The sequence below is a fragment of the Pseudoalteromonas sp. OFAV1 genome (assembly GCF_021532595.1).
GTDB classification, from domain to species: Bacteria; Pseudomonadota; Gammaproteobacteria; order Enterobacterales; family Alteromonadaceae; genus Pseudoalteromonas; species Pseudoalteromonas lipolytica_C.
Window position 1 is genome coordinate 32,764 of record NZ_JAKGBG010000015.1, and the last position, 26,704, is coordinate 59,467.

At 39.5% G+C, this 26,704-nt stretch carries 23 protein-coding genes and 7 tRNA genes; 17 read left to right on the forward strand and 13 right to left on the reverse strand.

The window, feature by feature from the left end; translation table 11 throughout:
* Positions 1 to 716 precede the first annotated feature (716 nt).
* Positions 717 to 908 (reverse strand): hypothetical protein, encoded by a 192-nt coding sequence (locus L1267_RS10470; RefSeq protein WP_135925841.1) that lies wholly within the window; start codon positions 906 to 908, stop codon positions 717 to 719.
* A 52-nt stretch (positions 909 to 960) separates the two neighbouring features.
* Complete coding sequence (locus tag L1267_RS10475) at positions 961 to 1,134, reverse strand: DUF1328 domain-containing protein (RefSeq protein ID WP_064485886.1); 174 nt, start codon at positions 1,132 to 1,134, stop codon at positions 961 to 963.
* 532 nt (positions 1,135 to 1,666) lie between these two features.
* Between L1267_RS10475 and L1267_RS10480 the strand changes: the two genes are divergently transcribed.
* From L1267_RS10480 to L1267_RS10495, 4 genes are all read left to right on the forward strand, one after another.
* Positions 1,667 to 1,915, forward strand: a complete 249-nt coding sequence (locus tag L1267_RS10480; RefSeq protein ID WP_135925840.1) for an OadG family protein — start codon at positions 1,667 to 1,669, stop codon at positions 1,913 to 1,915.
* A 15-nt stretch (positions 1,916 to 1,930) separates the two neighbouring features.
* Entirely contained in the window at positions 1,931 to 3,703 is a 1,773-nt protein-coding gene (gene oadA / locus L1267_RS10485; RefSeq protein ID WP_138558651.1) for a sodium-extruding oxaloacetate decarboxylase subunit alpha, read from the forward strand.
* 10 nt (positions 3,704 to 3,713) lie between these two features.
* Entirely contained in the window at positions 3,714 to 4,844 is a 1,131-nt protein-coding gene (locus L1267_RS10490) for a sodium ion-translocating decarboxylase subunit beta (RefSeq protein WP_135925838.1), read from the forward strand.
* A gap of 115 nt (positions 4,845 to 4,959) precedes the next feature.
* Positions 4,960 to 5,136, forward strand: coding sequence for a hypothetical protein (locus tag L1267_RS10495; protein ID WP_165385086.1), 177 nt, complete (start codon positions 4,960 to 4,962; stop codon positions 5,134 to 5,136).
* 163 nt (positions 5,137 to 5,299) lie between these two features.
* Here the strand turns inward: L1267_RS10495 and L1267_RS10500 are convergent, their stop codons facing one another.
* Positions 5,300 to 6,616, reverse strand: coding sequence for a peptidoglycan DD-metalloendopeptidase family protein (locus L1267_RS10500; RefSeq protein ID WP_135925837.1), 1,317 nt, complete (start codon positions 6,614 to 6,616; stop codon positions 5,300 to 5,302).
* Between the two features lie 398 nt (positions 6,617 to 7,014).
* Between L1267_RS10500 and tyrS the strand changes: the two genes are divergently transcribed.
* Positions 7,015 to 8,214 carry a tyrosine--tRNA ligase gene (gene tyrS / locus L1267_RS10505; protein ID WP_135925836.1) on the forward strand — a complete coding sequence of 400 codons (1,200 nt, stop codon included), beginning with the start codon at positions 7,015 to 7,017 and terminating at the stop codon, positions 8,212 to 8,214.
* 59 nt (positions 8,215 to 8,273) lie between these two features.
* Here the strand turns inward: tyrS and L1267_RS10510 are convergent, their stop codons facing one another.
* The 4 genes from L1267_RS10510 to folE2 form a co-directional block, all read right to left on the reverse strand.
* Positions 8,274 to 9,224: a cobalamin biosynthesis protein CobD/CbiB gene (locus tag L1267_RS10510; RefSeq protein WP_235382778.1), complete on the reverse strand. Its 951-nt coding sequence runs from the start codon at positions 9,222 to 9,224 to the stop codon at positions 8,274 to 8,276.
* A gap of 1 nt (position 9,225) precedes the next feature.
* Complete coding sequence (gene mtnN / locus L1267_RS10515; protein ID WP_054551291.1) at positions 9,226 to 9,933, reverse strand: 5'-methylthioadenosine/S-adenosylhomocysteine nucleosidase; 708 nt, start codon at positions 9,931 to 9,933, stop codon at positions 9,226 to 9,228.
* Between the two features lie 103 nt (positions 9,934 to 10,036).
* Positions 10,037 to 10,630 (reverse strand): DUF2726 domain-containing protein, encoded by a 594-nt coding sequence (locus L1267_RS10520; RefSeq protein WP_062564930.1) that lies wholly within the window; start codon positions 10,628 to 10,630, stop codon positions 10,037 to 10,039.
* 81 nt (positions 10,631 to 10,711) lie between these two features.
* Positions 10,712 to 11,632, reverse strand: coding sequence for a GTP cyclohydrolase FolE2 (gene folE2 / locus L1267_RS10525; RefSeq protein WP_235382779.1), 921 nt, complete (start codon positions 11,630 to 11,632; stop codon positions 10,712 to 10,714).
* Between the two features lie 175 nt (positions 11,633 to 11,807).
* Between folE2 and arcB the strand changes: the two genes are divergently transcribed.
* Entirely contained in the window at positions 11,808 to 14,135 is a 2,328-nt protein-coding gene (gene arcB / locus L1267_RS10530; RefSeq protein WP_138558648.1) for an aerobic respiration two-component sensor histidine kinase ArcB, read from the forward strand.
* Positions 14,136 to 14,141: 6 nt separating this feature from the next.
* On the opposite strand, the gene arcA is transcribed toward arcB, so the two are convergent.
* The 5 genes from arcA to trmB all read right to left on the reverse strand — a co-directional run bounded on the left by arcA (position 14,142) and on the right by trmB (position 18,998).
* Positions 14,142 to 14,858, reverse strand: coding sequence for a two-component system response regulator ArcA (arcA, locus tag L1267_RS10535; protein ID WP_054551295.1), 717 nt, complete (start codon positions 14,856 to 14,858; stop codon positions 14,142 to 14,144).
* Positions 14,859 to 14,963: 105 nt separating this feature from the next.
* Entirely contained in the window at positions 14,964 to 15,485 is a 522-nt protein-coding gene (locus L1267_RS10540) for a YfiR family protein (RefSeq protein ID WP_135925830.1), read from the reverse strand.
* A complete protein-coding gene (locus tag L1267_RS10545) occupies positions 15,485 to 17,107 on the reverse strand; it encodes a sensor histidine kinase (RefSeq protein ID WP_235382780.1) in 1,623 nt (540 codons plus the stop codon). The genes L1267_RS10540 and L1267_RS10545 overlap by 1 nt, the downstream gene beginning before the upstream one ends.
* 119 nt (positions 17,108 to 17,226) lie before the next feature.
* Positions 17,227 to 18,255 carry a methyltransferase gene (locus tag L1267_RS10550; RefSeq protein ID WP_235382781.1) on the reverse strand — a complete coding sequence of 343 codons (1,029 nt, stop codon included), beginning with the start codon at positions 18,253 to 18,255 and terminating at the stop codon, positions 17,227 to 17,229.
* 17 nt (positions 18,256 to 18,272) lie between these two features.
* Positions 18,273 to 18,998, reverse strand: coding sequence for a tRNA (guanosine(46)-N7)-methyltransferase TrmB (trmB, locus tag L1267_RS10555; RefSeq protein WP_135925827.1), 726 nt, complete (start codon positions 18,996 to 18,998; stop codon positions 18,273 to 18,275).
* Between the two features lie 219 nt (positions 18,999 to 19,217).
* Here trmB and mutY point away from each other — a divergent pair, with 219 nt between their 5' ends.
* A complete protein-coding gene (gene mutY, locus L1267_RS10560; protein WP_268842604.1) occupies positions 19,218 to 20,294 on the forward strand; it encodes an A/G-specific adenine glycosylase in 1,077 nt (358 codons plus the stop codon).
* 15 nt (positions 20,295 to 20,309) lie between these two features.
* Positions 20,310 to 20,582 (forward strand): oxidative damage protection protein, encoded by a 273-nt coding sequence (locus L1267_RS10565; RefSeq protein WP_036970432.1) that lies wholly within the window; start codon positions 20,310 to 20,312, stop codon positions 20,580 to 20,582.
* 50 nt (positions 20,583 to 20,632) lie between these two features.
* On the opposite strand, the gene L1267_RS10570 is transcribed toward L1267_RS10565, so the two are convergent.
* Entirely contained in the window at positions 20,633 to 23,395 is a 2,763-nt protein-coding gene (locus tag L1267_RS10570) for an ATP-binding protein (RefSeq protein ID WP_135925825.1), read from the reverse strand.
* A 264-nt stretch (positions 23,396 to 23,659) separates the two neighbouring features.
* Between L1267_RS10570 and L1267_RS10575 the strand changes: the two genes are divergently transcribed.
* The 9 genes from L1267_RS10575 (at position 23,660) to L1267_RS10615 (ending at position 26,674) form a co-directional block, all read left to right on the forward strand.
* Positions 23,660 to 23,735 (forward strand) — tRNA-Phe (locus tag L1267_RS10575).
* A 63-nt stretch (positions 23,736 to 23,798) separates the two neighbouring features.
* Positions 23,799 to 23,874: transfer RNA gene (locus tag L1267_RS10580), tRNA-Thr, on the forward strand.
* A 115-nt stretch (positions 23,875 to 23,989) separates the two neighbouring features.
* Positions 23,990 to 24,065 (forward strand) — tRNA-Phe (locus L1267_RS10585).
* 57 nt (positions 24,066 to 24,122) lie between these two features.
* Positions 24,123 to 24,198 (forward strand) — tRNA-Thr (locus L1267_RS10590).
* 114 nt (positions 24,199 to 24,312) lie between these two features.
* Positions 24,313 to 24,388 (forward strand) — tRNA-Phe (locus tag L1267_RS10595).
* A gap of 51 nt (positions 24,389 to 24,439) precedes the next feature.
* A tRNA-Thr gene (locus L1267_RS10600) sits at positions 24,440 to 24,515 on the forward strand.
* 25 nt (positions 24,516 to 24,540) lie between these two features.
* Positions 24,541 to 24,616, forward strand: a tRNA-Phe gene (locus tag L1267_RS10605).
* Positions 24,617 to 24,899: 283 nt separating this feature from the next.
* On the forward strand, positions 24,900 to 25,694 hold the full coding sequence (locus L1267_RS10610; protein ID WP_235382782.1) for a helix-turn-helix domain-containing protein: 795 nt from the start codon (positions 24,900 to 24,902) through the stop codon (positions 25,692 to 25,694).
* Between the two features lie 293 nt (positions 25,695 to 25,987).
* The gene (locus tag L1267_RS10615) at positions 25,988 to 26,674 is read left to right on the forward strand and encodes a hypothetical protein (protein WP_235382783.1); all 687 of its coding nucleotides are present in this window, start codon (positions 25,988 to 25,990) and stop codon (positions 26,672 to 26,674) included.
* Positions 26,675 to 26,704 lie beyond the last annotated feature (30 nt).

A 26,704-nucleotide genomic window follows, 5' to 3' on the forward strand; every position in this document is an offset into this window, starting at 1 on the left:
GACGCACTCAGAGCCATCAGCTTTCAGCCGTCAGCTATCAGATTAAAACCCAACAAGTTAGCGAGTTTGAGGCTCACGTAGGCGTGGAATTTATTTCGCGCGATGTTTCTTAAATCTACGTGTAAGTCGTAGGTCGGGCTTCAGCCCGTCACTATATCAGTGATTAAGCATGTGTCGCCATAAATGACGACCTACGTGACGTAGGTTAGAGCGGAGTGAAACCCACAAGTTAGCGAGTTTCTATGGGAAAGAGTAAAGTTGCTAACTTGAGGCTCGCGTAGGCGTGAAATTTATTTCGCGCGATTTTCTCAATTAATGCAGCTTTAAGTCGGGCTTTAGCCCGTTATGTATGAGTGATAAAACATGTGTCGCCATAAATGACGACCTACGTGACGTAGGTTAGAGCGGAGTGAAACCCACAAGTTAGCGAGTTTCTATGGGAAAGAGTAAAGTTGCTAACTTGAGGCTCGCGTAGGCGTGAAATTTATTTCGCGCGATTTTCTCAATTAATGCGGCTGTAAGTCGGGCTTTAGCCCGTTATGTATGAGTGATAAAACATGTGTCGCCATAAATGACGACCAATATGACATAGGTTAGAACGGAGTGAAACCCAACAAGTTAGCGAGTTTCTTGACACAAGCAGTAGGCAACCTAAAGTTGCTAACTTGCATACACAAAAAAGCGGCACTAGGCCGCTTTTTTCGTAAGGTGTGATATTAGCAGTTAGTTTCTTCTGCTTTAACACCTTCTTTAACTTCTTCACATGCATCTTCAACTGCATTTTGTGTATCAGTGATTGCTTCATCTATACGCTCACCGGCTTCCTCTGCTGAGTTGTCTTCACAACCCATAATGAATAAACCTGAAAATAGGGCGATAGTAGCGGCTTTTAAAGTTGAATTTTTCATAACTAAATTCCTTGTAAATTAAATATTAGGGTTAATTAAATTTTAACTTGCTTTACTTAGGTACGTTGCCTCTAAGAGCACCTGACACTAACGAAATAACAAGCAATACTAAAAAAATGAAAAAGATAATCTTAGCAATGCCTGCTGCGGCTCCAGCAATACCGCCAAAACCTAACACTGCAGCGATTAATGCAATAACTAAAAAAGTAATGGTCCAGCGTAACATAGTGGTCTCCTTGCCTAGTTAATTTTTCAAATGGTCGAGTTGAATAAAGCGAGTTTTATGCCAATCATTATTATCTTTATATTTCAGTTGTTTAGCGGTTTTTGTGGGCGGGGCATGGTTATTCTTTTGGTAACTTTTACGATCAAGCGTGTAACTTATTCATAGTGATATTTTTTCATATTAATTAAATTCATTTTATATTTAGTTTTGTCTTTATTGGTAAGACCAATTTCACACTTTGTCATGAGTTGTTACTGTAACACCTTGTTAAGCAGGGTTTTTGAACAGAACTTGCTTTTCGTCGGTTTGTTTTAATATAACTGATGGCTATATTCATTATTTTTATCATCTATAACGTAAGGTTAATTGCTGAAATAGTATGGTGTTAATTAGTTGTGCTCTATGTTATTTTGAGTTTAATTGGTTTTACCAATTTACAACAGGCTATACAAATTATTTTTGTTTGTTATTATTGCTGAATAAATATTTAACAAAAATGATTTTTTATTTTTAATCATCGAAGGGGAGTTGTATGGATATTGGTGAATTGCTCACAACTGCAGGCAGCTTAATGGTAACAGGCATGGTTGGCGTGTTTGTTTTTCTGAGCATTTTAATATCTGCGGTTATTTTAATGTCGAAAGTTGTAAGCCGATTCGATGATCCTACAAGTGTAGAGCCAACACGAACAGCAAAAATTCAACCTCAACAGGGTGTGCCTCAGGCACATATTGCCGCGATCAGCGCTGCAATTGCACAATTTCGAAATAAACAAAAATAATGGGGCAGCTTAAACATGGCTAAATTAAAACTTACAGAATTAGTATTGCGTGACGCTCATCAGTCTTTATTGGCCACGCGTATGCGTTTAGACGACATGCTACCCATGGCTGAAAAACTTGATAATGCAGGTTATTGGTCTATTGAATCATGGGGTGGAGCAACCTTTGACTCATGTATCCGTTATTTAGGTGAAGATCCTTGGCAACGTATTCGCGAATTAAAAGCGGCAATGCCAAATACTAAACAGCAAATGCTATTGCGCGGACAAAACCTTTTAGGCTACCGCCATTATGCAGACGATGTTGTCGAAAAGTTTGTAGAACGAGCCCATAAAAATGGTGTAGATGTGTTCCGAATTTTCGATGCTATGAACGATGTACGTAATCTTGAAACTGCAATTAAAGCAGCGGTTAAAGTAGGCGCACACGCTCAAGGTACTATTTCGTACACCGTAAGCCCAGTACACACACTTGATATGTGGCTTAAACTTGCGAAACAGCTCGAAGAACTAGGCTGTCATTCTATTTGTATTAAAGATATGGCTGGTTTATTGAAGCCATATGATTGTGAGCAGTTAATCAAAGGTTTAAAAGAAACCGTCTCTATTCCTATCGCGATGCAATGTCACGCGACGACAGGATTAAGTACTGCAACTTACCAAAAAGCTATAGATGCAGGTATCGATATGCTTGATACCGCAATTTCCTCTATGAGTATGACTTATGGTCATAGCGCCACAGAAACAATCGTGTCGATTGTTGAAGGCACAGAGCGAGATACCGGCCTAGATTTAAACCAACTAGAAGAAATTGCCGCGTACTTCCGTGATGTTCGTAAAAAATATGCTGCTTTTGAAGGTAGCCTAAAAGGTGTTGATGGCCGTATCTTATTAGCACAAGTGCCAGGTGGTATGTTAACTAACATGGAAAACCAGCTTAAAGAGCAAGGTGCTGCCGATAAGCTTGATCAAGTATTGCTTGAGATCCCACGTGTTCGTGAAGACTTAGGCTATATTCCACTGGTTACTCCAACGTCTCAAATTGTCGGTACGCAAGCGGTACTTAATGTATTGACTGGTGAGCGCTATAAAACGATTACCAAAGAAACCGCAGGTGTACTTAAAGGTGAGTACGGTGCAACGCCGGCACCTATGAATAAAGAGCTACAAGAACGTGTTCTAGATGGCGCAGAAGCAATTACTTGTCGTCCTGCAGATAAACTTGAACCTGAACTTGAGAAGCTAGAAGCTGAATTATTAAAAGAAGCTAAAGAGCAAGGTTTAGAGCTTGCTGATGATGTGATTGATGATGTGCTCACCTATGCATTATTTCCACAAATTGGTCTTAAGTTTATTAAAAACCGAAATAATCCTGATGCATTTGAAGCTATTCCTACAGGTGAAGTTGCTAAGCCAGAAAGCAAACCAGCTGCTGCAAACTCAGTAAAAGCTGAGCAATACAGCGTTAAAGTTGATGGCAAAGTTTACGATGTCGTTGTAGCGCAAGGTGGTGAGCTTAAAGAGGTGACTTTAAAAGACAGTGAGTTAATTCCTCAGTCAGCTTCAGCGTCTGCTGGCGAAACTTTAAACGCGCCATTGGCGGGTAATATTTTCAAAGTGAAAGTAAAGCCAGGCCAAACAGTAAATCAAGGTGATGTAGTCATCATTATGGAAGCGATGAAAATGGAAACTGAAATTCGCGCTGCACATACCGGCACGGTTGCTGAAGTTTTAGTTGCCGAAGGTGATTCTGTTGCCACTGGCGATGCATTAATCGCACTGGCGTAGGAGACAGAGAATGGATGGTCTTTTAAATCTCTGGCATGCAACAGGTATCGCTAACTTTACCTTTCCTGCCTTGATCATGATTGCGGTTGGTTGCTTATTGTTATATCTAGCAATTGCTCGTAATTTTGAACCCTTGCTATTGTTACCAATAGGCTTTGGGGCGATCTTAACGAATATTCCTGCTGCAGGCTTATCTGAACCGGGTGGACTGCTTTATTATGTGTATCACATAGGGATTGATTCTGGGGTGTTTCCACTTCTGATCTTCATGGGGGTTGGCGCGCTGACAGACTTTAGTGCCTTGATAGCAAATCCGCGTATGTTGCTGTTAGGTGCAGCTGCGCAGTTTGGTATTTTTGCTACTTTATTTGGTGCAATTCTACTTAACTTTATTCCTGGCTTTGAATTTACGCTACAAGATGCATCGGCAATTGCCATTATTGGTGGTGCGGATGGTCCAACGGCTATTTTCTTAGCATCTAAATTGGCACCAGACTTACTTGGGGCTATTGCAGTAGCGGCTTATTCATATATGGCACTAGTGCCAATTATTCAGCCACCAATTATGCGTGCACTAACAACGCAAGCAGAACGCGAAATTCAAATGCCACAACTTCGTACTGTATCGAAAAAAGAGAAGATTATTTTTCCTTTAATGGTGCTTAGTTTAACTATCTTGTTTTTACCAGCTGCAACACCGCTTGTAGGTATGTTCTGCTTAGGTAACTTGATGCGCGAATCGGGTGTGGTCGATCGTTTAAGTAACAGTGCACAAAATGAAATCATCAATATTACCACGATTTTCTTAGGCTTAGCGGTAGGCTCAAAGCTTGCTGCTGATAAGTTCTTAACTGTAGAAACTATCGGTATTTTGGTGTTAGGTGCATTAGCGTTTGCGATTGGTACAGCTTCAGGGGTGTTTATGGCAAAAGGTCTTAATAAGATCTCTAAATCGCCAATAAACCCATTAGTAGGCGCTGCAGGTGTTTCAGCGGTACCAATGGCAGCACGTGTGGTGAATAAAGTAGGTCTTGAAAGCAATCCGCATAACTTCTTGTTAATGCATGCTATGGGACCAAACGTTGCAGGGGTATTAGGAAGTGCCGTTGCAGCAGGTATTTTGTTAGCGATTGTTGGCTAAGTCGATTTACTTCCAACCGACTGGCGCAGTAATTTTACTGCGCTTTTTTTTGCCTATAGACTAGGGTCACCCTAAAGAAATTGTAGTTAAATGATAGTTGTGTAAGGAAGCCACCATGAATATCTTTATTATCTTACTATGCCTTTTTGTTGCCTTGGTTATTCTAATACCGCTACTTGAAAAGTATCAGTCTAAAATGGGGCTTGATGGTGCGACAAAATACGCAAAGTACATTTGGCCACTGGTGATGATTTCGCTAATTATTCAACTTATTTATGTTTTATTAAGGTGATAATTGCTTCTGTCTTGTGTTTTATTTCAGGCATGAATCGCGCCTGCGCAAGCTCATACTTGCTTTCAATTATTGAAGAGAATAAAGGTCATTAAGGCTGATTTTGTGGCAGGCACTAAAAAGCCGCTTCATCATTGAAGCGGCTTTTTTAATGTTTACTCAATTACTTATTTAACGCTAATTGTAACTCTCGGTTACGTTGTAATTGCGCTAAGAAGTTATCAGCAATCGGTTTAAACTTAGCTAGCTCATCACGCGGTAAAGGCTCTGATTTAGGTAGTTTGACCGTTTTCGGATTACGGTGTACACCGTTTACTAAGAATTCATAGTGTAAGTGTGGGCCAGTTACACGGCCAGTCGCACCAACCGTACCAATTTTTTGACCCTGCTTCACTTTTTGACCTGTTTTTACCAGACGTTTGTTCAAGTGAAGGTATTTAGTTACATATTGAGTGCCGTGGCTAATAAATACGTAGTTACCATTGTATTTGCTGTAACCCGCTTTAATCACTTTACCATTACCCGATGAAACTACCGGTGTACCTGTGCGAGCAGCATAATCAATACCATTATGCGGCTTAACAGTTTTAGTTACAGGGTGTAAACGGCGAGGGTTGAAGCTTGAGCTAATATATTTAAAGTTAACAGGCGCGCGTAAGAAAGCTTTCTTCATACTACGGCCTTCAGGCGTATAGAAGTTACCATCAGTATGGCGAATCGCTGTATAACGTTCACCTTGGTTTATGAATTCTGCTGCAATGATTTTGCCATCACCAATGTATTCACCATCAACATAGTGGGTTTCGTAGATTAGACCGAATTGGTCACCCTTACGAATATCATTTGCAAAGTCGACATCCCAACCAAAAATATCGGCAAAGTTCATTATTTGACGCTCGCTTAAACCAGCGGCAATACCCGATGTCCAGAAGCTGTTGCTGATTTCACCACCGGCAGACTTGCTGAGAGTTTCAATTTCTTTGCTGTCGATTGATGTATCGTAGTTACCTTCGTCATTTAATGTAACGTATAAGGTATCTGTTTTTGAAATTACATAACGAAGCTGCGCTAATGAGCCATCTTCGGCGGTTGCAAAACTTAAAATTTCACCCGGATGAATTTTTGTTAACTTGCGCGTTTCAGCGTTTGTGTTAACTAGTTTGTGCAGAGTTTGCGCTGAGAAGCCCGCGCGCTTAAAAATAAGAGCTAAATTATCGCCATTGCGAACTTCATGATCAACAAGCTCATATTCTGGAAGTTTTGCTGCTGCTTGCTCTGAATTTAGTTCAGTTAGTTTTTCGTTATCATCAACTTTAACTTGTAATTCGTAGCGTTTACCAATTTCAAGTGCGTTTGCACTGTTATCCTTTGAGGCGGTGGCTTTTTCAGAAGGCAAAAGTGCCAAGCCGGCAATAGCAGAAACCAAACCTAGAATGAGCAGTTTGTGTTTTTTGGGGAGTTTGTGCACTACATGAACCATAACGTGCCTTTTCTGCTGTCAAGAAAATTAATTACTAATATTGCAGGATATACCTAAAATAGCGCAAATACCAGTGTTTTGTAGATTTAAACTGGCGCTAATTTGCGCTAGAATTGGCCTGCGCGTTAAACTTTTTTGGTTGAATTTGCAGCATGTGTCGTCAGTTAAACTAATTTGCTGTTAGTTAACTAAAGTACCTTCAATAAAATGCAATAACGCGGTATAAAGAACAATCATGCGCGCTGCCTGCAGGGCTGTTTCTTAAACTATTTAAGTTAGGCTTTTTTTAGTGTCACTCTTTTGATGCTAACTAGCTAAATTTTAAAGTTTTTAGCTCTATAATTATAACCCTGACAGGCCACCACGCCCCGGTAGCTGAATTTTTGGAGTAATACACAGTGGATTTACAAACCGCTCTAGCTGAGATAAAACGCGGTGCAGAAGAGATATTAATTGAAGACGAATTAGTTGAAAAACTAAAGTCAGGTAAGAAACTTAAGATCAAAGCGGGTTTCGATCCAACTGCGCCTGATCTGCATTTAGGTCATACAGTTCTTATCAACAAAATGAAAACCTTCCAAGACCTAGGTCACGAAGTGATTTTCTTAATCGGTGATTTCACCGGTATGATTGGTGATCCAACGGGTAAAAACGTAACACGTAAACCGTTAACTCGTGAAGATGTTTTAGCCAACGCTGAAACATATAAAGAGCAAGTATTTAAGATCCTCGATCCTGCTAAAACAACTGTTGCATTCAACTCTACTTGGATGGAGAACTTAGGTGCGGCAGGTATGATTAAACTGGCTGCGCGTCAAACAGTAGCACGTATGCTAGAACGTGATGACTTTAAAAAGCGTTATGCCAACGGTCAATCAATTGCTATCCACGAATTTTTATATCCACTGGTACAAGGTTGGGACTCAGTTGCATTAGAAGCTGACGTTGAGCTTGGCGGTACAGACCAACGCTTTAACTTACTAATGGGTCGTGAACTACAAAAAGACGAAGGCCAAAAGCCACAAACAGTGCTTATGATGCCACTGCTTGAAGGTACCGATGGCGTTCAAAAGATGTCTAAGTCATTAGGTAACTATATTGGTATTACTGATGAGCCGAACGATATGTTTGGTAAAGTGATGTCTATTAGCGATGAGCTAATGTGGCGTTACTATGACTTATTAAGTGCATTATCAATCGAAGAAATTGCAGCTCTTAAGCAGCGTGTTGCTGATGGTGCAAACCCGCGCGACATCAAGATTGAATTAGCAAAAGAACTGATTGCACGTTTCCACAGTGAAGAAGCAGCCGAAGGTGCTCATCAAGATTTCATCAAGCGTTTCCAAAAGAATGCATTACCAGATGAGATCCCTGAAGTGACAGTTACTATCGCTGAAGACACAGTGTTTATCACTAACTTACTAAAAGAAGCTAATCTTGTTGCAAGTACCTCAGAAGCGATGCGTATGATCAAGCAAGGTGCAGTTAAATTAAATGGTGAAGAAAAAGTAACGGATACTAAGCTTGAAGTTGCAAAAGGCACAACTCAGATTTACCAAGTAGGTAAGCGTAAGTTTGCTAAAATCACCTTAGCTTAATCAAGCTAATAGAAATAAAAAAACCAGCTACGGCTGGTTTTTTTGTGCATATATTCTGATTAGTTTGTGAATAGGCTAATTACTTCAATCCCGACTATCAGTAGTAACCAAAATGCTTTCGCTTGGTTTAAACGATTCACTAAAGCGGCAATATCATCAGCATTTGGTAAACGGTCGGTACCTACACGCATCTTATTAAATCGCTCTTCTTGGTATAGCGCCGGACCGCCTAATTGCACTTGTAATGCCGCAGAGGTCACACTTAATAGCCAGCCTGTATTGGTTTGATAAAAGTGTCTTCCATAGTGCTTAATATAATGAATACTCTGCTTGCTGGCATTGCTTGTAGCAATCGTTAAAGCCAATAATCGAATGGGTAACCACTCTAATACAAACAGTAGTTTAGCTATGGTAGTTAAAAACGGGTTATTTGGCTTACGATTCTTACGCCATGCTTGATGTATTAAAGTGAGTAAGCGATAAACCAAAGCAAAGATAGCGCCGCCAATTATATAAAAGAAAATAACGGCAAAATAATGCCGCGCACTTTGCAGCACCAGTGACTCCATGGTTGCTTTGCAAATGCCTGGGGCTGATAAACGTGATACATCACGGGCAACGAGGCTTGTAAGTAGCTCTCTTGCTGTCGCTTTTTGATTTAGCTTAACTAGTCTTGCTATCCGCAGTGATTTTTTCTCTTGGGCACGACTACTTAGTAATAAATACAAAATTAAGCCGTTTAATAGCTCAGGATAAAAAGCAAATTCTAAAAAAAGTACAACCAGTGTCACTATCACTAAAATGGTGAGAGTAAAAGCTAAGGTTGAGGCTAAATATTGATAGCTTTTGGGGTTCGTTGGGTTGTATAAACGCTCGCTAAGCGCAGAGAAAATAACGGTTAAAAAGGTATTAGGATGATACCAACTAACCAAAGGAAAAAAGCGCTCAGCTAAGAGCGCTACAAAAAATACAATAATGTCCAAATGGTTTTGAACAATATTTGCAATCACCTTATAAACTCACCGATGTTAGCTTCTCTAAAAGAGCAACAACCATTTTAGATGAGTTGATAGATGCAGTTTCGATATACTCTTCAAATGATTGCGGCGACTCTTTGCCAGCAATGTCAGACATTGAACGAATAACAACAAATGGTGTTTCTAGCACATGACAAGCTTGTGCAATTGCTGCACCTTCCATCTCTACTGCAAGCATAGTTGGGAATTCAGCACGTGTTTTTTCAATTCGTACCGGGTCACACATGAATGAATCACCAGTACAAATTAGGCCAATCATGGTTTTAACATCGCTGATTTGACTTACGCTTTGCTCTGCCGCTTCAATCAGTTTAGGGTGCGCAGCAAAGCCAGCTGGCATTTGTGGTACTTGACCGATTTCGTAACCGAATGCAGTTACGTCTACATCGTGGTGACGAACTTCTGAAGAAATAACCACATCGCCTACATTTAGCGATGGCTCAAAACCACCTGCAGAACCTGTGTTGATCACACAATCTGGGCTGAAGTTGTCGATTAGTAGTGTTGTTGCTACTGCAGAAGCTACTTTACCAATACCAGATTGAACTAAAGTAACTGTGTTACCCGCTAATTCACCAGTGTAAAAGGTAAAACCAGCTTTAGTCATGATGCTTGGGTTTACCATTGCTTCGCGTAAGATTTTTACTTCTGGCTCCATCGCGCCAATAATACCAACGTGCATAATATTTGATTCCTTAGATTGAATAGGATGATTATACCTAAAAATGCCCGAAACAAACAAAAAAGCAGACCTTAAAGTCTGCTTTTGCCAATATTATGACAGGTTATATTTCTGCAAGCGCCGTTGAGTGTGCTTTTGCTTGTGATGGTGATAATACCGCAGGTTTAGTAATGCGGTTGCGTGCAGGTCTTGCAGGCGCTGCTGCAGGTTTACCAAGTTTAAACATGATTGCATCACGTACTTCTCTTGGTTGATAGCCTGATTTTACCTTCATGCGAATATGCGGGATGCCCGCCGCTTCTAATGCGCCACTAACAAACCAATCACGTTGTGCTTTATGGCCGTCGCGGTTGGTGTTATTTACTAAATCAACCGCGGCAACAATGGTAAGTTTGTCTTTGTCGATAAGTACGTAATCTAACTGTTTGTTTTTGGCTTTAGCCATCGCAGCACGTTTTGCTTTGACAGATAAGCCTTGCTTGCAGTCGATTAAATCAATGAGTTTAACGCGGCTGACGATTTTATATTGGTCGCCTACAGCACGTTCTAGAAGATGTAAAAAAGCACTCTCAACTTGCGTAAAAACAGTTTGCTTACGAGTGAAAGGATAAGGGTTTCCGCCTTCATCGGTAAACTTTGACGCAACAACAGAGGCTACTACGACTAAAACTAAAATTGATAATAAAGCGAATTCCATATGGTAACTCCACAACAACAAATTGACACTCAAAATAATTAGCAATTAGTGTGCCTAAGTGTGCGGAGTCACCTGAATTTTTTAAGCTGTGTAGCCGCCAACAATTCCTTTAACAGCAATTGCCACTGCATCGTGGGCATGAAGTGATTCGTAGTGATTTATTTGTAGCCAGTAATCAGCGTAATTTTGCTCTTCGAGTAAGCCTTTAATTTTACGTGCAGCGTCTTCGCAGAACATTAGGTTTTGACCATTTAAGCGGGCAAACTCTTGCTCGTCTTCACGTTTAACGGCTGCTTGCACAGGCGTTTTAAGCTCTGCTTCTAAAGCATCAATCAAGCCAACCACATCAAAACTATCAATTTCGCTGTCGAGCTTTACTTTGACGTTTGCAATTGAGCGCTGTGAGTGTGGTGTAGCCACAATTCCATCCGTTGTGCCCAGCCATTCTAAAACAGTCTGCTTATCAATATCTTGCTCTGCAAACTTTTCGCTAAATGCATTTTGAATTAATTGTCGTGCAAGGGCTGCTGAGCATGGGCATGTTGACGAGTAGGTCACATCAACCATTAATTCAAAGCTTAATACACCTTGGTTTATTTTAGCGATTAAGTGGATAGGGTAGTTTTTCCAGCCCACTTTACCACTTAATAGTGATTTGCGGCGCAAAGGCAACTCAAATTTAAACTCGATCTGTGCTTTGTCACTTAGGTCATCATGACTACTGATAAAGGCATCAAGTGCTTGAGCAAGGGTTTGGGGATTAACTTGTTGCTCGGTTGATAAGGTATCAAGCGCCAAAAATAAACGCGACATATGAATGCCTTTGGCATCTTCTTTATGTAAATTAACAAAGGCGCGTGCTTTAGCAATTACATTTACTGGGGCTTGGTTACGAGTTTCAAAAATGAAAGGTAGTTCAATTTCACCCATGCCAACCCAGTCTAACTTACCCGTTTTTAACGCTGGGGCCGTATCAGCAATATCTGGCATTGTGGTTTGCATGGTAATACTCATTCTTTGCAATTAATAAAGCGCGATATTTTACATGAAAAAATATAAAAAGAAGTGCCATACGTGAAAAAATTATATGTTTATCGCACAATGTGAATATTTCTAAAGGATTAGTGATAAAATTAGCTATGCTGTTTTTTTCGATTATGTGCCTAAGCTTTAATATATGATTGATTCTTCTATGAGTCCGTGGGCTCGCACACTCTCAAGCTTTATTTCTAAATACGGTGAATTTAAGACCGCTGCGGCTTGCTATGCCTTATTATTAGTGATGTCGCTGATTTTATCTTGCATGTTTTATTATGTTGCAGTGGGGACTGTCACCTTGGTGGATGTTTTAGCGGTGATGTTTTTTACCGCAGTTGTATCGCCTATTTTGATTTCGGTGCTGCTAAATTCAATTCGCCAGCTCGAAGCATCATATAGCTATTTAGATAGTGCCACTAAGCAAGAAAAACTATTAAACCAAACGTTAAAAGACAATATCAGTCGCTTAAATGAAGAGATTGATGAGCGTAAAATGGCGTTTCACGCTAAGCACAGAGCAATTGAAGAGCTCAGACGTGAAATCGCTGAGCGCAAGAAAACTCAACAAGAACTCGCCCAACAAGGTATGTTATTGCGCTCAATTGTCGACTCCTCTCCTGATTTATTTTATTACCGTGATAACAACGGCGTCTTTGCTGGCTGTAATAAAATGTTTGAGCAAGTGATTGGAAAAAGTGGCGAAGAGTTAATTGGCAAAAGTGTAGAGGAAATCTACCCAAGTAATTACTTACCTGAAGTACTGCGCACCGACAAAAAAGTATCGCAAACGCACCAAGCCCTAACGCTTGATGTTGAATATCCCGTTAATGGTGAAAAGCGCTGGTTTGAGATGCGTAAGTTACCGTTTATTAACGAAAAAGGGGAATATATTGGTTTGCTCGCTTTCGGTCGTGATATCACCAGCCGTAAAGAAGCCGCACAAGCGCTTGAAGCAGCTTATAAAGACAAAGGGAAGTTTATTGCCACATTGAGTCATGAACTTAGAACGCCTTTGAATGGCATTGTAGGCTTAACACGCATGTTGCTTGATACCGAGCTTGATAAACAGCAGCGTAGTTGGTGTAACACAGTGTTTTCGAGTGCTGAAACCCTTGGTAATATTTTTAACGATATTATTGATTTAGATAAAATTGACCGTGAGCAGCTAGATATCGTTACTGACTCAGTAAATGTAGCTGACTTTATCAATGATGTTGTTAACTTTGCTGGCCTGATTGCTGAACAAAAGAGTCTTGATTTTAACATCAAACGAAAAGGCACGTTGGATGTGTATGCATCGCTTGATCCAACTCGGTTACGTCAAGTTGTGTGGAACTTAATAAATAATGCCGTTAAGTTTACACAGCAAGGTCATGTTGAGCTTGAATGTATTCGTGAAAATCGCCCAGATGGCCCTTGGTTAGTGATGCGTGTTAGTGATACCGGTCAGGGGATCCCGCAAGAACAACTACACCGTATTTTTGACATGTACTACAAAGCACCAGACATCAATGGCACCAATGCTATTGGCTCAGGTATTGGGCTTGCAGTAACAAAAGCACTGGTTACTGCGATGAAAGGTGAAATACATGTAAGCAGCACAGAAGGTGAGGGCAGCGTTTTTGTGGTAGAGATCCCACTTAAACTCTGCATTGCGCCTACAGAGCAAAATTATGCGGTTCGTAGTTTAAACATTCTACTTGTTGAAGATGTTCCGCTTAACGCTGAAATTGCCACAAATTTACTTGAGCAGCGTGGTCACGAAGTTATTTGGGCTGAAACCGGTGAAGATGCGCTGTCGTTTGTCTACACAGAAGATGACTTAGACCTCGTATTACTTGATATGCAATTGCCAGATATCAACGGTGATGAAGTTGCTCGCCAAATTCGTGACGATGAGCACTTTGATAACCTACCAATCGTTGCCTTAACTGCTAACGTGCGTAGTGCTGAAGAAGAGCTTGCTGGTATTAACATTCAAGGCGCGCTTGCGAAGCCAATTAATACAACCAAGCTTGATAAAATGCTTGGTGAGCTGTTTGATATTAAACAACAAAAAAGTTGTCAGTCAGAAACAATCAAGCCAGTGTCAGTCAAAGATTTGTCAGGTATCCGCGTTGAGTTACTTGATATTGAAACCATTGAAGACTTTGTTGGTTCAATGGGGTTAACTATCTTCAACCGTAGTTGTGAGCTGTTTAATAAGCTAAACCCACAATATCAAACTGAGCTTGCAGATGCGTTAGCAGCAGATGATAGAGAAGAGTACAAATCGGTGGCGCATAAATTAAAAGGCGCAGCTGGCTCTGTAGGCTTAAACGATGTTCAGTTACACGCTAAGAAGATGGAGCATGGAGCGCTTGAAGAAAGTAGTGAAGAGTTACAACAGTGGCTTGATGAACTAGCAGTTAAAATAAATGAAGGGCGCGAAGCCCTCCAATTATTTTTACAACAACTAGAAAATTAATTCTAATTAGCTGTCGATTTTACCGATGAAACGATAGCCTTCACCATGGATGGTGCTGATTAGTTCAGATGTGCTGTTATCGCTTTCAAAGTGTTTTCTGATACGACGAATTGTTACGTCTACAGTACGGTCGTTAGCGCGAAGCTCACGGCCAGTCATATGCTTGATTAATTGCTCACGGCTGAAAATACGGCCCGGTGAATCAAGCATTAAGCGTAGCGCACGATATTCACCTTTAGGTAAACGTTTAGCGTCACCACTTGGAGATGTTAAACAACGGCTGTTTTCATCAAGTTCCCAACCGTTAAATGTAATAACACCGTTTGTTTCGATATTTGCTTCTTCGCCGCCTAAAGCTGTGCGCGAAATTAGGTTGCGAGCACGGATAGTTAGCTCGCGCGGGTTAAATGGTTTTGTGATGTAATCATCAGCACCAATTTCTAGACCTAAAATGCGATCAACGTCGTTGTCACGACCTGTTAAGAAAATTAAACCCACGTTTCGTTTTTGACGAAGTTCACGTGCTAAGATTAGCCCGTTTTTACCTGGTAGGTTGATGTCCATAACTACAAGGTTCACATCATCATTATTTGTAAGCTTGTCATGCATATCATCGCCATCAATGGCTTCAATAACTTTGTAACCTTCAGCTTCAAATAAACTAACGAGGTTTAGTCGAGTTACGTCTTCATCCTCTACGATCAGAATGACTGGCGTTTGCATTGTATATTAACCTTTTCGGAAATTTTATTTACAAAAATTCGGTATTATCAAGCAAAACCGAATACTAGAGATTATAGGATTAGATCCAATTGTTAACAAGTAAAATCAATTTGGATAAAACTTAGCCATAGCTAACAATCGAGATTGCACTTTAAAGTTATGCTGCAATACGTGCTGCTTATTGATATACAGTCGGATTTTATTTCCTTCTTGAACCAGAGAGGCTATACCGCCATTTTCTAAAAAACTAATACTTTCGCCTATTGTTAAAGTATTTAATGAAATTGTATCGGTCCAAAGTGGAAGTATATCATTTTCTAATGTTTCATCAATGTATGTGATATCACAAACTTGAGAAAGTTCAGAAATTTGCTGAGTTTTTTTCACTAAAATTACTTTGATTGGTTTTTTGTTAATTTGCAGTTCATTTTTCTCTTTAAGATACGAGCCCGGACCATTTTCTAAATCGTAAAAACAAAATGTAACAGGGGGAGGATCTACTTGATCATCAAACTTGGTGAACTTGGCAATCTGATATAAAAATGCAGACTTAACTTGCTCTGGTGACTTTGCGAAAGCAGAGTTCACACTAAGCAAAAGAACGACTAAATAACACACCCAACGCATCACATGTCACCTTCATGCAAAGGTAGTGTGATTATAAAGTGCACGCCTTCTTGATTAAGCTCATCATATACAATCGTTCCTCCAAGTGCTTGGGTTACAAGGTTGTAAACTAGGTGCATACCTAAACCGCTTCCGCCTTCACCTCGCTTAGTGGTGACAAAAGGATCAAAAATACGCTTCTTAATTGATTTATCAACACCAATACCATTGTCATAGTAATCGATAATAAGGCTGCTCTCATTACGTTCAACGTCAAATCTAACTTCGTTGCCAATATCATCAGTAAAGCCGTGAATAACAGAATTGCTTAACAGTTGCTGTAATACTTGTTGTAACGGTCCAGATTTAGTTTCGATGCTAAAGTTACTATTACAATTGATGATGATTTTTGGGTTGCGGTATTGTATTTCTGAGCGCATCGACATAATTACATCACTTAATAAGTCATGCAGATTTATTTTGGTACTCATTTCTACATCTTGATTCACAGCTACTTTTTTAAAGCTAGAAACCAATTCTGCTGCACGGTTAAGGTTTCGATAAATTAAGTCGAGGTTTTCAATACCATCATCTATGAAACGCTTTAGGTGTGCTGAGGTTAAGGTTTTTTGCTCAAATAAACTGTTTATTTCTGCAAGTTTATCGCGAAGTAATGTTGAACCTGTGATACCTAAACCAATCGGCGTGTTAACTTCATGGGCAACGCCTGCGACCATTTGGCCAAGAGAGGCCATTTTTTCATTTTCTACAATTTGGTTTTGATATTGATGCATTCGCTCAAGGGTATTGAGTAGCTCTTGATTCGCTTCTCGTAGGGCGATTGTGCGCTGATTTACTTTTTCTTCAAGGCTTTGGTTCAGTTGCTTAATTTCTTGCTTGTCATTTTCATGGCGTTCAATCTGCTTTTGAGTACGGGCAAGCATGATATTTAAGCTATTAGCTAGTTGATTGATCTCGTCAACATTGGTTTTTTGCGCACGTGTTTCGTAGTTGTGGTTTCTAGATACATCTTGCAGCAGGTTACTCAAATTATCGATTGGGTTTGCTATGCGTTTTTGAATGCGTCTAGAAACAAAATACACAATAACCAAGACAAAAAGAGTCAACAAAATATCGATAAAAATCTTCTTGTTAATATATTGGTTTAGTCTTTCTAAGTCACCACGGACATAGGCATAGCCAATCGTATTACCTTCATAAACAATAGGTTTTATTAGCTCTATCGCTTTATTTTTAAATTGAGGTTCTAATAGCTCATCAATATTATTAACTTTAATTGGTACTGGAGGGGTTCTTATTGCGTTAAAACTACTAAAGAATTTAGGCTTATTTGATAACTCATCAATAGCATAAATGTGCACATTTTTGATCATAGGCACAGATTCAAATAGTTTTAAACGCTCTGCTTCTGTTTCATTATCATCAAAAAGCACTGTTACTTGCGCATTGTAGGCAATGATTTCTGCAAGTAGGGTGATTTTGTCAACTATTAACGCTTTTTGTTCTTTAACGTCAAGATAAGTCGATATCGAAATCGACAAAGATAGGCATAGCGCAGTGACGAGCATGACCGCATTTGCCAACGCTTTACGAATACTTGTTTGTGCCGAAAATAGTGACATGCGCGATAGAAGGCCAATCTTTTTATATTGTTATTAAAAATTAAGTCTAGCAAAAACAGAAAAAGTAACTAAATATTTAATAAAATATTTTTGTTATGAATAAGCTATTTTACAAATTGTTATGAAGCTGAGTAAACGGCAAATTTAGTATTTTTAAAATCGGTGCTGTACTGGCCAAATTGCGCTTCTAAAATGGGTGGATATTTTAAGAAGCTGTTAGCAACAATGGTCAATTTTCCTTGCTTACTCAAGTGCTGCTTTGCAGAGCTTAGAAAGGCCTCGGCAATGGTGTAGTCTGTGGCAATACCCGTGTGGAAAGGCGGGTTACTGATAATTAAATCAAATTTACCCTCAATGCTTGCTAAACCGTCACTTAATATGGCTTCACCTTTGAGATTATTTAGTGCCAGTGTTTGTTCTGTGGCGTAAGTTGCAAGGGCACTTACATCGCTACAAACAAATTCTAGCTCAGGCTGCTTTAAACCTAAGTAGGTGGCAATTATGCCTGCCCCACAAGCAAAATCGAGCACTTTACCCTTGTTAATAGAAGGGGCATGGTTAAGTAGTACCGCGGTACCAACATCAAGAGCACCGTGATTAAATACCCCTGGTACACTGATAGCAGTGAATTCAGCATCACCAGCTTTAACTTGGAATTGTTTGTGATAGCGGCTGATATCGAAGTTATCATTTAACGTAAGCTCAGAGAACATATACAAAATACAATGCTTAGCACTATCGATTTTGTTACTAAAGCCGCAGTGGTCCTTTAGTTGTTTCTCTGCTGATTTTACGCCGCTTTTATTTTCACCAACCACAAAAAGCTGAGCATCTTGCTGGCAAACAGCACGGATATTATCAAGGCACATTAGTGCCTCTGGCTTAGCTTTTGGGTAGTAATAGATAACTAAATCGTAGTTACCATTTGGAATAGTGTGATCAACCACAGCATGTACACCTGCAATTTTGCTGGCATACATGGCATTAGCGTGGTTATAACTGAACGCAGTAATTTTTGCGTCTGGGTTTAGCGTTTTAAGTTCGCGTAAAAAGCCATCTTGCTCAAAGTTAACCACTAAAATCGACTGGCCAACAAGTTCGTCTTCATTTCGAAGCAATAATAAACTTGGGTTGGTTAACTTACTCATGCTGCTTTTACCTTTTATTACTTAGTACGCTCAAACATCAAGTCCCATACGCCGTGACCTAAGCGATGACCGCGTTGCTCAAATTTTGTCAAAGGACGTGAATCTGGGCGAGGAACGTAATCATTGGTTTCTGATTGGTTTTTGTAACCTTCAGCAACTTGCATTACTTCAAGCATATGCTCGGCATAGTTTTCCCAGTCAGTCGCCATGTGGAAAACACCACCAATTTTTAATTTGCTACGTAGTTTTTGCGCAAACTCAGGCTGCACGATACGACGCTTGTGGTGACGCTTTTTATGCCATGGATCAGGGAAAAATAATTGCAGTTTAGATAAACTCTCATCAGCAATACAATCAGCAAGCACTTCAACTGCATCATGCTCGAATACACGTAAGTTGGTGATCCCTGCTTCGTCAGCGTCCATTAAACAAGCGCCAACACCAGGGCGATGAACTTCAATACCAATAAAGTTAAGCTCAGGTGCGTTTTTAGCCATTTCAACCAGTGATTTACCCATACCAAAGCCGATTTCTAGTACGACATCGTTATCGTTACCGAATACTTCTTTTAGATCGAGCATACCATTTTTATGCTCAAGGCCCATTGTTGGCCAACACTTTTCGATGGCGGCTGCTTGGCCCTTTGTTAGGCGACCTTCGCGCTTAACGAAACTACGAATCGTGCGGATATATTTACCCTCTTGCTTTGCTTGCTCGAGGTTTGGGTTACTTGAGTCATTCATATAATTTGGCCTGATAAAAAACACTGACTATAGAAAAAGGTTGCGTATTATCCCTGACCTGCGCCTTGAGTACAATAGTAAGAACCTGTTTATCTTTCGAGATTAATTTTGCAGCCATATGTGGGCTATTTAGGCAAGGCGGAGTCTGTTCGACTTGCTTGGCCTAACTAACTGCAATAGACTTGGCCGCAATGAGCTTCAGCAAGTAAAGATGTTATTTTGAATTTAAGCAATAAGGAGTCAACTTGGTTTGCAAACCAAGTGGTTGACTGGTATCACCTTCACGGCCGTAAAACTCTTCCATGGCAGTTAAATAAAACCCCTTATAAGGTATGGATCTCTGAGGTCATGCTACAGCAGACTCAAGTCGTAACTGTTATTCCTTACTTTGAAAAGTTTATGCAAAGCTTTCCTGACATCATTGCGCTTGCAAATGCGGATGAAGATCAGGTGTTGCACCACTGGACTGGCCTTGGCTATTACGCTCGTGCACGCAACTTACATAAAACAGCAAAAATAGTTCGTGATAAATACCAAGGGCAATTTCCAACCACACTTGAAGAGGTTATGGACTTGCCGGGCATTGGTCGCTCTACTGCAGGGGCTATCTTGTCTTTATCGCTTGGCCAACATCACCCAATTCTAGACGGTAATGTAAAACGAGTACTGGCGCGCTTTTTTATGATTGAAGGCTGGTATGGGGTGAAAAAGGTCGAAAACCAGCTTTGGTCATTATCATCGCAATTAACCCCTAAAGAGTCGGTCACTGAGTTTAATCAGGCAATGATGGATTTAGGTGCAAGCCTTTGTTCGCGTAGTAAATTTGATTGTGAGCCGTGCCCTTTAAATAGTAAATGCCTTGCTTTTAATGAAGGCAAAGTTAAAGAGTTCCCACATTCAAAACCGAAAAAGGCAGTGCCTAAAAAGTCATGTCATCAGCTTATCCTAGCCTGTGACAATAAAGTACTTATGGAAAAACGCCCGAGCTCTGGAATATGGGGCGGCTTGTTTGGCTTTTTTGAGTTTAGCGAATTAACTGAACTAGAAACATTTTTAGCTCAGCACGGTTTAACTGCAAATACGCAGGCACTTGAAGCCTTTACCCATGTGTTTTCGCATTTTGAACTGACTATTAATCCGCATGTTTTAACATTGCCGAGTATTCCAGATCTCATCAATGAGCGACAACTGGTTTGGTATCCGCTTGATGAGTCAGTTGAAGTTGGCCTTGCAGCGCCAACGAAAAAGCTGGTTAAACAATTAAGCACAATAGATTACAATAGCATCACGCAATAAGAGTAGAGAGCAATTATGGCACGTACAGTATTTTGTCAAAAGTTACAAAAAGAAGCTGAAGGCTTAGGCTTCCAACTATACCCAGGTGAGCTTGGTGAAAAGATTTTCAACAACATCAGTAAAGAAGCGTGGGGCCAATGGCAACACAAGCAAACGATGTTGATTAACGAAAAGCATTTAAACATGATGGATCCAGAGCACCGTGCTTTTTTAGAAGAGCAAATGGTCGGTTTCTTATTTGAAGGTAAAGACGTAGAAATCGAAGGCTACCGTCCACCAGAAAAATAAACCAAGAAAATAAAGTAAAAAGGGCCGTTATGGCCCTTTTTTGATAAGTACTATTTGTTTTCTTGTTCGGCTTTTTGTATTTGTTCTTTTATATATTGAGCGACTTTAGAGTATTCAATTTCATAATTATCTCTAAGCTCAATTAATTCATCACTTGTAGGGTCTTCATTTTTACAGCGATGTTCAAATTGTTCAGCTAACTCAGCGACTTTCATTGCACCTATCGTTTTTGAGATAGATTTTAACTGGTGGCATGAGTTTATTATTTTCTCAAGATCAAGCTCGATAACCCCTGCATTTACTTCACGGCTAAGTTGATTACTTTGCTCTAAATACATTTTATAAAAGCGTAGCTTTTTAGCTTCATCATTATTTACGTATTTAGATAATACGCTCATATCAATAGGGATTGCAGGTTTAGGTGGGGCCAGTTTCACCTCTTCAGGGTTAGCTTTATAAGCACATTTATGAAGTGCGGCTTCAAGTACATTTAACTCAACAGGCTTTGTTATATAGTCATTCATTCCTACATTTAAACAGCGCTCTTTTTCGCCTTTAAGAGCGTTTGCTGTGATAGCAATTATGTAAGGTTGAGCATTAATGTCTTCGAGTTGAGAAGCTTCATTGCGGATCTTTTCAACCATGTCATACCCTGACATTTTTGGCATGTGCAAATCAGTTAAAATAATTGAGTGATGGCCTGCTCGCCATATATTAAGACCTTTTTCGCCATTTTCAGCAAGCTCAACACCATAGCCTAACAAGTGAAGTTGATCCGTTAACACTTGCTGGTTTAGCACATTATCTTCTACTAAAAGCACGAGTTTGTTTTCGTCACGAGCTTGGTCAACACTCAAGTAATCATTGAAAGATTTGGTTGAGACAACTTGTTTTGGTGTGTGTAAACCCGCAGCCACTAACAGCGACATCATGAAGTTTGACTTACAAAATGGTGACGCATTTAAGTAGAAGATATTTTTATGATTTACCGCCGCTTCATCTAATTTACTCAACACGATAACTTGCTGGTTATTATCTTCTAGTGTGTAGAGTAAACGGCGCAAGATATAGTTAATATCCTCCATTCCCTCTATACCATCGAGGATCCAGATAATGTTTTCGTTATCTTGTTCCGCCTCTATTAAATCATTGCTATCGGCAAAAACATGAGTCGCTCCCATAAAAGATAAATAACGGGCAAGCAAAGCTTTACGGCCACTATGTTGTGTTACCACAACAACACGATGGCCTTTCATTGTATGTCTGTGGGCGAGATCTACTTTACCTTCGGTGCTAAATGGTAAATCGACAACAAATTCACTACCAATACCTAAGTCACTACTAACAGAAATACTGCCCAACATAAGTTCTGTTAAGCTTTTACAAATTGATAATCCTAAACCGGTACCACCATATTCTCGAGTAATAGAGCCTTCGGCTTGAATAAAGGGGTTAAAAATTTCACGAAGCTGGGCTTGCGTCATTCCTTTACCATTATCAGAAACAGTAAAACGCAATGTGTAATGATCGGTTGTGTTCTGAGCAACCTCAACAGATATTTTTACATGACCTTTTTTGTTTTCATCTGTGCTTGTGAACTTAATAGCATTACTACATAGGTTATAGAGTACCTGACGAACTCGAACGGTATCGCCGATTAAGTTTGTGGGAATATCGGGTGCTATAGCAAGTTCAAGTTCAAGGTTTCGTTTTTTTGCAACTGATGACAGAACGCGAGCTACTTCTTCAACAGTATCCGAAACAGAAAATGGAATATTATCTATATTAAGCTTACCTGCCTCAATTTTCGAGAAATCGAGAATATCGTCTAAAATACCTAATAAAGAAAACGCAGAATCACGGATAATAGTACTTAGCCTGTGCTGGGCACCATCAAGCTCAGTTTGGCGAAGTAAATCAATGGTACCAATCACACCATTCATCGGTGTGCGAATTTCGTGACTCATGGTTGCCAAGAAGGTTGTTTTGGTCTCATTCGCTTGTTCAGCTTTTAAAGTTGCTTGTTCAAGCGCGAGAGTTCTGTTGTGTACTTCTGTTTCTAGGCTGCTTTGTAGTTTTTGCAGATCGGCTTGCGCTGCTTTGTTTTCTTTAATTGCGGATTGAACCTTTCTCAGCAATTGATTGATATTTTCAGCAACAATATCTAATCCGAACTCAAGATTCTCTGTAACATGCGTGTTGTAGTCTGCATTATTCGTGATCGCAATTAACTCTTGGCTTAAAGAGCCGCTACTTTTAGTAAAACGCTTATTGATAAATATACTCATCGCAATTGACAAAATTATCAGCGCTAATACAGCTAAAGCGGCTAAAGCATATGAAATCCCAGCTGACTGAACTACAGGCTGTTCAGTTGGATGCTGTTTAACTATAAGCTCGCCGACTGGTTGGTCGTTAAACTCAAGTACAGTATGAACAAGCATGTTTTGTTCGAGTTGCTGATTAACTTTACTTGCATCAATTCGCTCTTGATTACTTGCAAACACCAGTGAGACATCACCATTTACTTCATATCGGTATAAGTAGTAATCAAAATTATTGTTTAGCAACAAACTAACATCTAATACCTCTTTTACTTTATCTTGTCCTGGCATTGTTAATGCGCTTACCAAAGGAGCTGATAACTGAGATGCAACTTGTGATGCGGTGAGTTTGGGTTGTGATGATTGTTTTTCAGAATTGTTGGAAGGGTAAAAAGCTAGAGCAATAACTGCTAAAAGTGTGATAACAAGATTCGTAATAATAAAAAGCGGTAACAGGCCTTTTACAGGAGAAGTTGATTTACTTCGCATAGCTTTAATCCAACAATTTATACTGCAATAGTAGGTATATTCTTGATAATTAGATAATCCTACCATCAATGAAGAAAAATTCACCACGTTTTTAGACTAGGAAATTGATTAAAAACATAAGACGTTGTAAAAGCGCATAAGTTTGTTGAATAAATAGTCTAAAAACCATTAAAAACAGCAATCTTGATTGAAAACTGTGCAAACAGATAGAATCCTCAAAAAATAGTTGACTTGAGAAGGCAAAACCCGTTTAATACGCCGCACGCCCAGATAGCTCAGTCGGTAGAGCAGAGGATTGAAAATCCTCGTGTCGGTGGTTCGATTCCGCCTCTGGGCACCATTATTTATATATTGGTGCTTAAGATTAAGCATCAGTATCGTGCATAGCACACAGATTTAGTGTGCCGACTTAGCTCAGTTGGTAGAGCAACTGACTTGTAATCAGTAGGTCATCCGTTCAACTCGGATAGTCGGCACCATTTAATTAAACATCAAGCTTATAGCTTTTTGTTATGCCCAGATAGCTCAGTCGGTAGAGCCATCGGGAATTGCATTGAAAATCCTTGTTGATATTCTGCATAAAACTAAATTTTTGCCCAGATAGCTCAGTCGGTAGAGCAGAGGATTGAAAATCCTCGTGTCGGTGGTTCGATTCCGCCTCTGGGCACCATTATTTGATAATCTCTTTTAAAGTGATTATAGTGCACAGCGCACACGATTTTAGTGTGCCGACTTAGCTCAGTTGGTAGAGCAACTGACTTGTAATCAGTAGGTCATCCGTTCAACTCGGATAGTCGGCACCATTTATTTAAACATCAAGCTTATAGCTTTTTGTTATGCCCAGATAGCTCAGTCGCTAGAGTCATCGGGAATTGCATTGAAAATCCATATGGATATTCTGCATAATACTAAATTTTGCCCAGATAGCTCAGTCGGTAGAGCAGAGGATTGAAAATCCTCGTGTCGGTGGTTCGATTCCGCCTCTGGGCACCATTATTTATAATCACAATGTGATTAAGTGCTAAATGCACACAGGTTTAGTGTGCCGACTTAGCTCAGTTGGTAGAGCAACTGACTTGTAATCAGTAGGTCATCCGTTCAACTCGGATAGTCGGCACCATTTATTTTAAACGAAAGTTTAAAATGCCCAGATAGCTCAGTCGGTAGAGCAGAGGATTGAAAATCCTCGTGTCGGTGGTTCGATTCCGCCTCTGGGCACCATTTTTACTAGCGTCCCGCTGAAATCTAAAATATCGTTTCCTACTAAAACATACTTTCCCTACAAAAATATCTGTATTCGTCGTAATTGACGGAGGCGATTTTGCGAACGCCAGAAAGCAAAAAACCGCGATAAAGAAACTCAGATTAAGTTTGGCGACTTAAGTTTCTAACGCGGCTTTAATAAACAACTCAAAATGTTTATATGGCTATATTAGCTGTAGGGTAATCCTGTGTCTAGTGGTAAGCCAAAAAATTGCTGACTATCGTTCCAGTCGAATTTCAATTGACTAGAAAATTAAAAAATAATTTTTCATCAAGCCTAAATACGGTAAGTGATCACTGCGGCAAAAAGAGACAGGTATTCTTTGCTTTAGAAGTCCTTGCAGCAACGAAATCAGACACTCAAACCTTAATTTTGGGACATATTGCATATCACCATGCTAAGCATGGCAAATTTAACTCATCAGTATCAGCAATCGCTAAACATTTAAGTTATTCGATAAATGCAGTTAAAAACGGTCTTAAAAAGCTTCTAGAGCCACTAGAAGATGAAAAAGAACCTTTGCTAATTGAGTCTGCTAATCCTTCGAGTTATAGCCGTACATTGCATTTAAACGTAAAACACCCTTTAGGCTATCGTTTATTGCAAAGCTACACGCAGATGCTTACTAAACAACAGTCGAGTCATACATTACGTTTATACCCTGTTCAGCTTCATTTTTTTGATTCTAAAAGTCGCTATGACTCTCGCCATCAACATAAAATGCTCATGCTACAGGCCTTGATAACCAGTAAAATTAAAGCTGGTAAAATTGCCACAAGGAACAAACGTGATACATATCAGCAAAGCATTTCACAGCTAGCAAATAAGCTAGGCTGGGCATATATGACTGTAAAATCGCTAATTGAAACTATGCTAGAAGTTGGTCTGCTGTCTGCGGTGAAAGAAAAGCTTAAACATGTATGTAAATTTATGTTTAGGTTTAAACAACCGGTTAAAGTTAAATCTAAGAATACACATAGTGTTCAACTCCCGATTTCAGCCCCAATAGAGCGTTACCGCGATCCAATAATTTAGACTTTTTGAAATTTCTTTACTGCCTCGTTTGGTAGGGCGTTTGCACGCTTATAAGAAATTACTGAAAAAAATATTGCTCTGCGAGCATAAAAATTTCATTAAATGTTTAAATTCATTTCATTTACGTCAGAATTATTTAGTTAAACATTTAGAAATTGGGAATTTCAATATTTTAGATTAAGTTAGTGATCGTTTTTTTTTAGCAAATTAATTCGGAGCTAGTTACCATAAAATTAGCGAGTCAATACTTTGAATTGGTGATACCTTTAAATAAAGTTTATATAAAGATAATAATGGAATTTTTAATGTTGAACTTTAATGAAATTATTGAAAGTAACCAAGGGTTGACTCTTTTTGCAGCATTCTTTGGTGCTTTTATTGGCTGGTTTTTTACTATATTCACAGGTTATTTTTCTGCAAAAGTTAATAATAAGACAGCAAGAGCAAAACTGAAAATTCTTGTTGAGAATAACTTGATGAGAATTAAGGCTAATAAAGGAATTATAGAGAATGAAATAGCAAGATTAGGTCCTTATGGGAAAATGACCATGACCCCCCTATCAGCATTGATTGATTACGATAGTTCTTACATACATAATTCCACTAAGTTTAACGCAAATGAACTTGCAACCATCGAAATGCAAATCGCAGCTTTAAACTCACATCAATCTCAAGTGAATGATCTTCTTTGTCGGCGAGCTGAATTAGAAATTCATATTAGAAAGGAGTTTGATTTTAGAGTAGAAAGTGAGCTTTCAGGGCTTAGGCTTGAATATAATCATTACTTGCAGAAAAAATATCAAGAAATAGAGAAATATGCGCGCATATTGAATATGAGTCTCAGTATGTCCTTTCTGACTAGAACTTTAATTTATTCTCCAACTTGTAGAGGACTCATTAAATTAGCTTGTAAACTGTTTCCCCAAAAACTTTCAGCTTACTCAATTGACTTTAGCGAGTTAGATAAATTTAAGCATTAGGTTCTTAATAAACCGCGTCACTCCCGCGAA

Excerpts from the sequence above, each read along its gene's own strand:
- L1267_RS10470 (WP_135925841.1), bottom strand. The coding sequence starts at position 908 with ATGAAAAATTCAACTTTAAAAGCCGCTACTATCGCCCTATTTTCAGGT.
- L1267_RS10475 (WP_064485886.1), bottom strand. The coding sequence starts at position 1,134 with ATGTTACGCTGGACCATTACTTTTTTAGTTATTGCATTAATCGCTGCA.
- L1267_RS10480 (WP_135925840.1), top strand. The coding sequence starts at position 1,667 with ATGGATATTGGTGAATTGCTCACAACTGCAGGCAGCTTAATGGTAACA.
- oadA (WP_138558651.1), top strand. The coding sequence starts at position 1,931 with ATGGCTAAATTAAAACTTACAGAATTAGTATTGCGTGACGCTCATCAG.
- L1267_RS10490 (WP_135925838.1), top strand. The coding sequence starts at position 3,714 with ATGGATGGTCTTTTAAATCTCTGGCATGCAACAGGTATCGCTAACTTT.
- L1267_RS10495 (WP_165385086.1), top strand. The coding sequence starts at position 4,960 with ATGAATATCTTTATTATCTTACTATGCCTTTTTGTTGCCTTGGTTATT.
- L1267_RS10500 (WP_135925837.1), bottom strand. The coding sequence starts at position 6,616 with ATGGTTCATGTAGTGCACAAACTCCCCAAAAAACACAAACTGCTCATT.
- mtnN (WP_054551291.1), bottom strand. The coding sequence starts at position 9,933 with ATGCACGTTGGTATTATTGGCGCGATGGAGCCAGAAGTAAAAATCTTA.
- L1267_RS10520 (WP_062564930.1), bottom strand. The coding sequence starts at position 10,630 with ATGGAATTCGCTTTATTATCAATTTTAGTTTTAGTCGTAGTAGCCTCT.
- folE2 (WP_235382779.1), bottom strand. The coding sequence starts at position 11,632 with ATGCAAACCACAATGCCAGATATTGCTGATACGGCCCCAGCGTTAAAA.
- arcB (WP_138558648.1), top strand. The coding sequence starts at position 11,808 with ATGATTGATTCTTCTATGAGTCCGTGGGCTCGCACACTCTCAAGCTTT.
- arcA (WP_054551295.1), bottom strand. The coding sequence starts at position 14,858 with ATGCAAACGCCAGTCATTCTGATCGTAGAGGATGAAGACGTAACTCGA.
- L1267_RS10540 (WP_135925830.1), bottom strand. The coding sequence starts at position 15,485 with ATGCGTTGGGTGTGTTATTTAGTCGTTCTTTTGCTTAGTGTGAACTCT.
- L1267_RS10545 (WP_235382780.1), bottom strand. The coding sequence starts at position 17,107 with ATGTCACTATTTTCGGCACAAACAAGTATTCGTAAAGCGTTGGCAAAT.
- L1267_RS10550 (WP_235382781.1), bottom strand. The coding sequence starts at position 18,255 with ATGAGTAAGTTAACCAACCCAAGTTTATTATTGCTTCGAAATGAAGAC.
- trmB (WP_135925827.1), bottom strand. The coding sequence starts at position 18,998 with ATGAATGACTCAAGTAACCCAAACCTCGAGCAAGCAAAGCAAGAGGGT.
- L1267_RS10565 (WP_036970432.1), top strand. The coding sequence starts at position 20,310 with ATGGCACGTACAGTATTTTGTCAAAAGTTACAAAAAGAAGCTGAAGGC.
- L1267_RS10570 (WP_135925825.1), bottom strand. The coding sequence starts at position 23,395 with ATGCGAAGTAAATCAACTTCTCCTGTAAAAGGCCTGTTACCGCTTTTT.
- L1267_RS10615 (WP_235382783.1), top strand. The coding sequence starts at position 25,988 with ATGGAATTTTTAATGTTGAACTTTAATGAAATTATTGAAAGTAACCAA.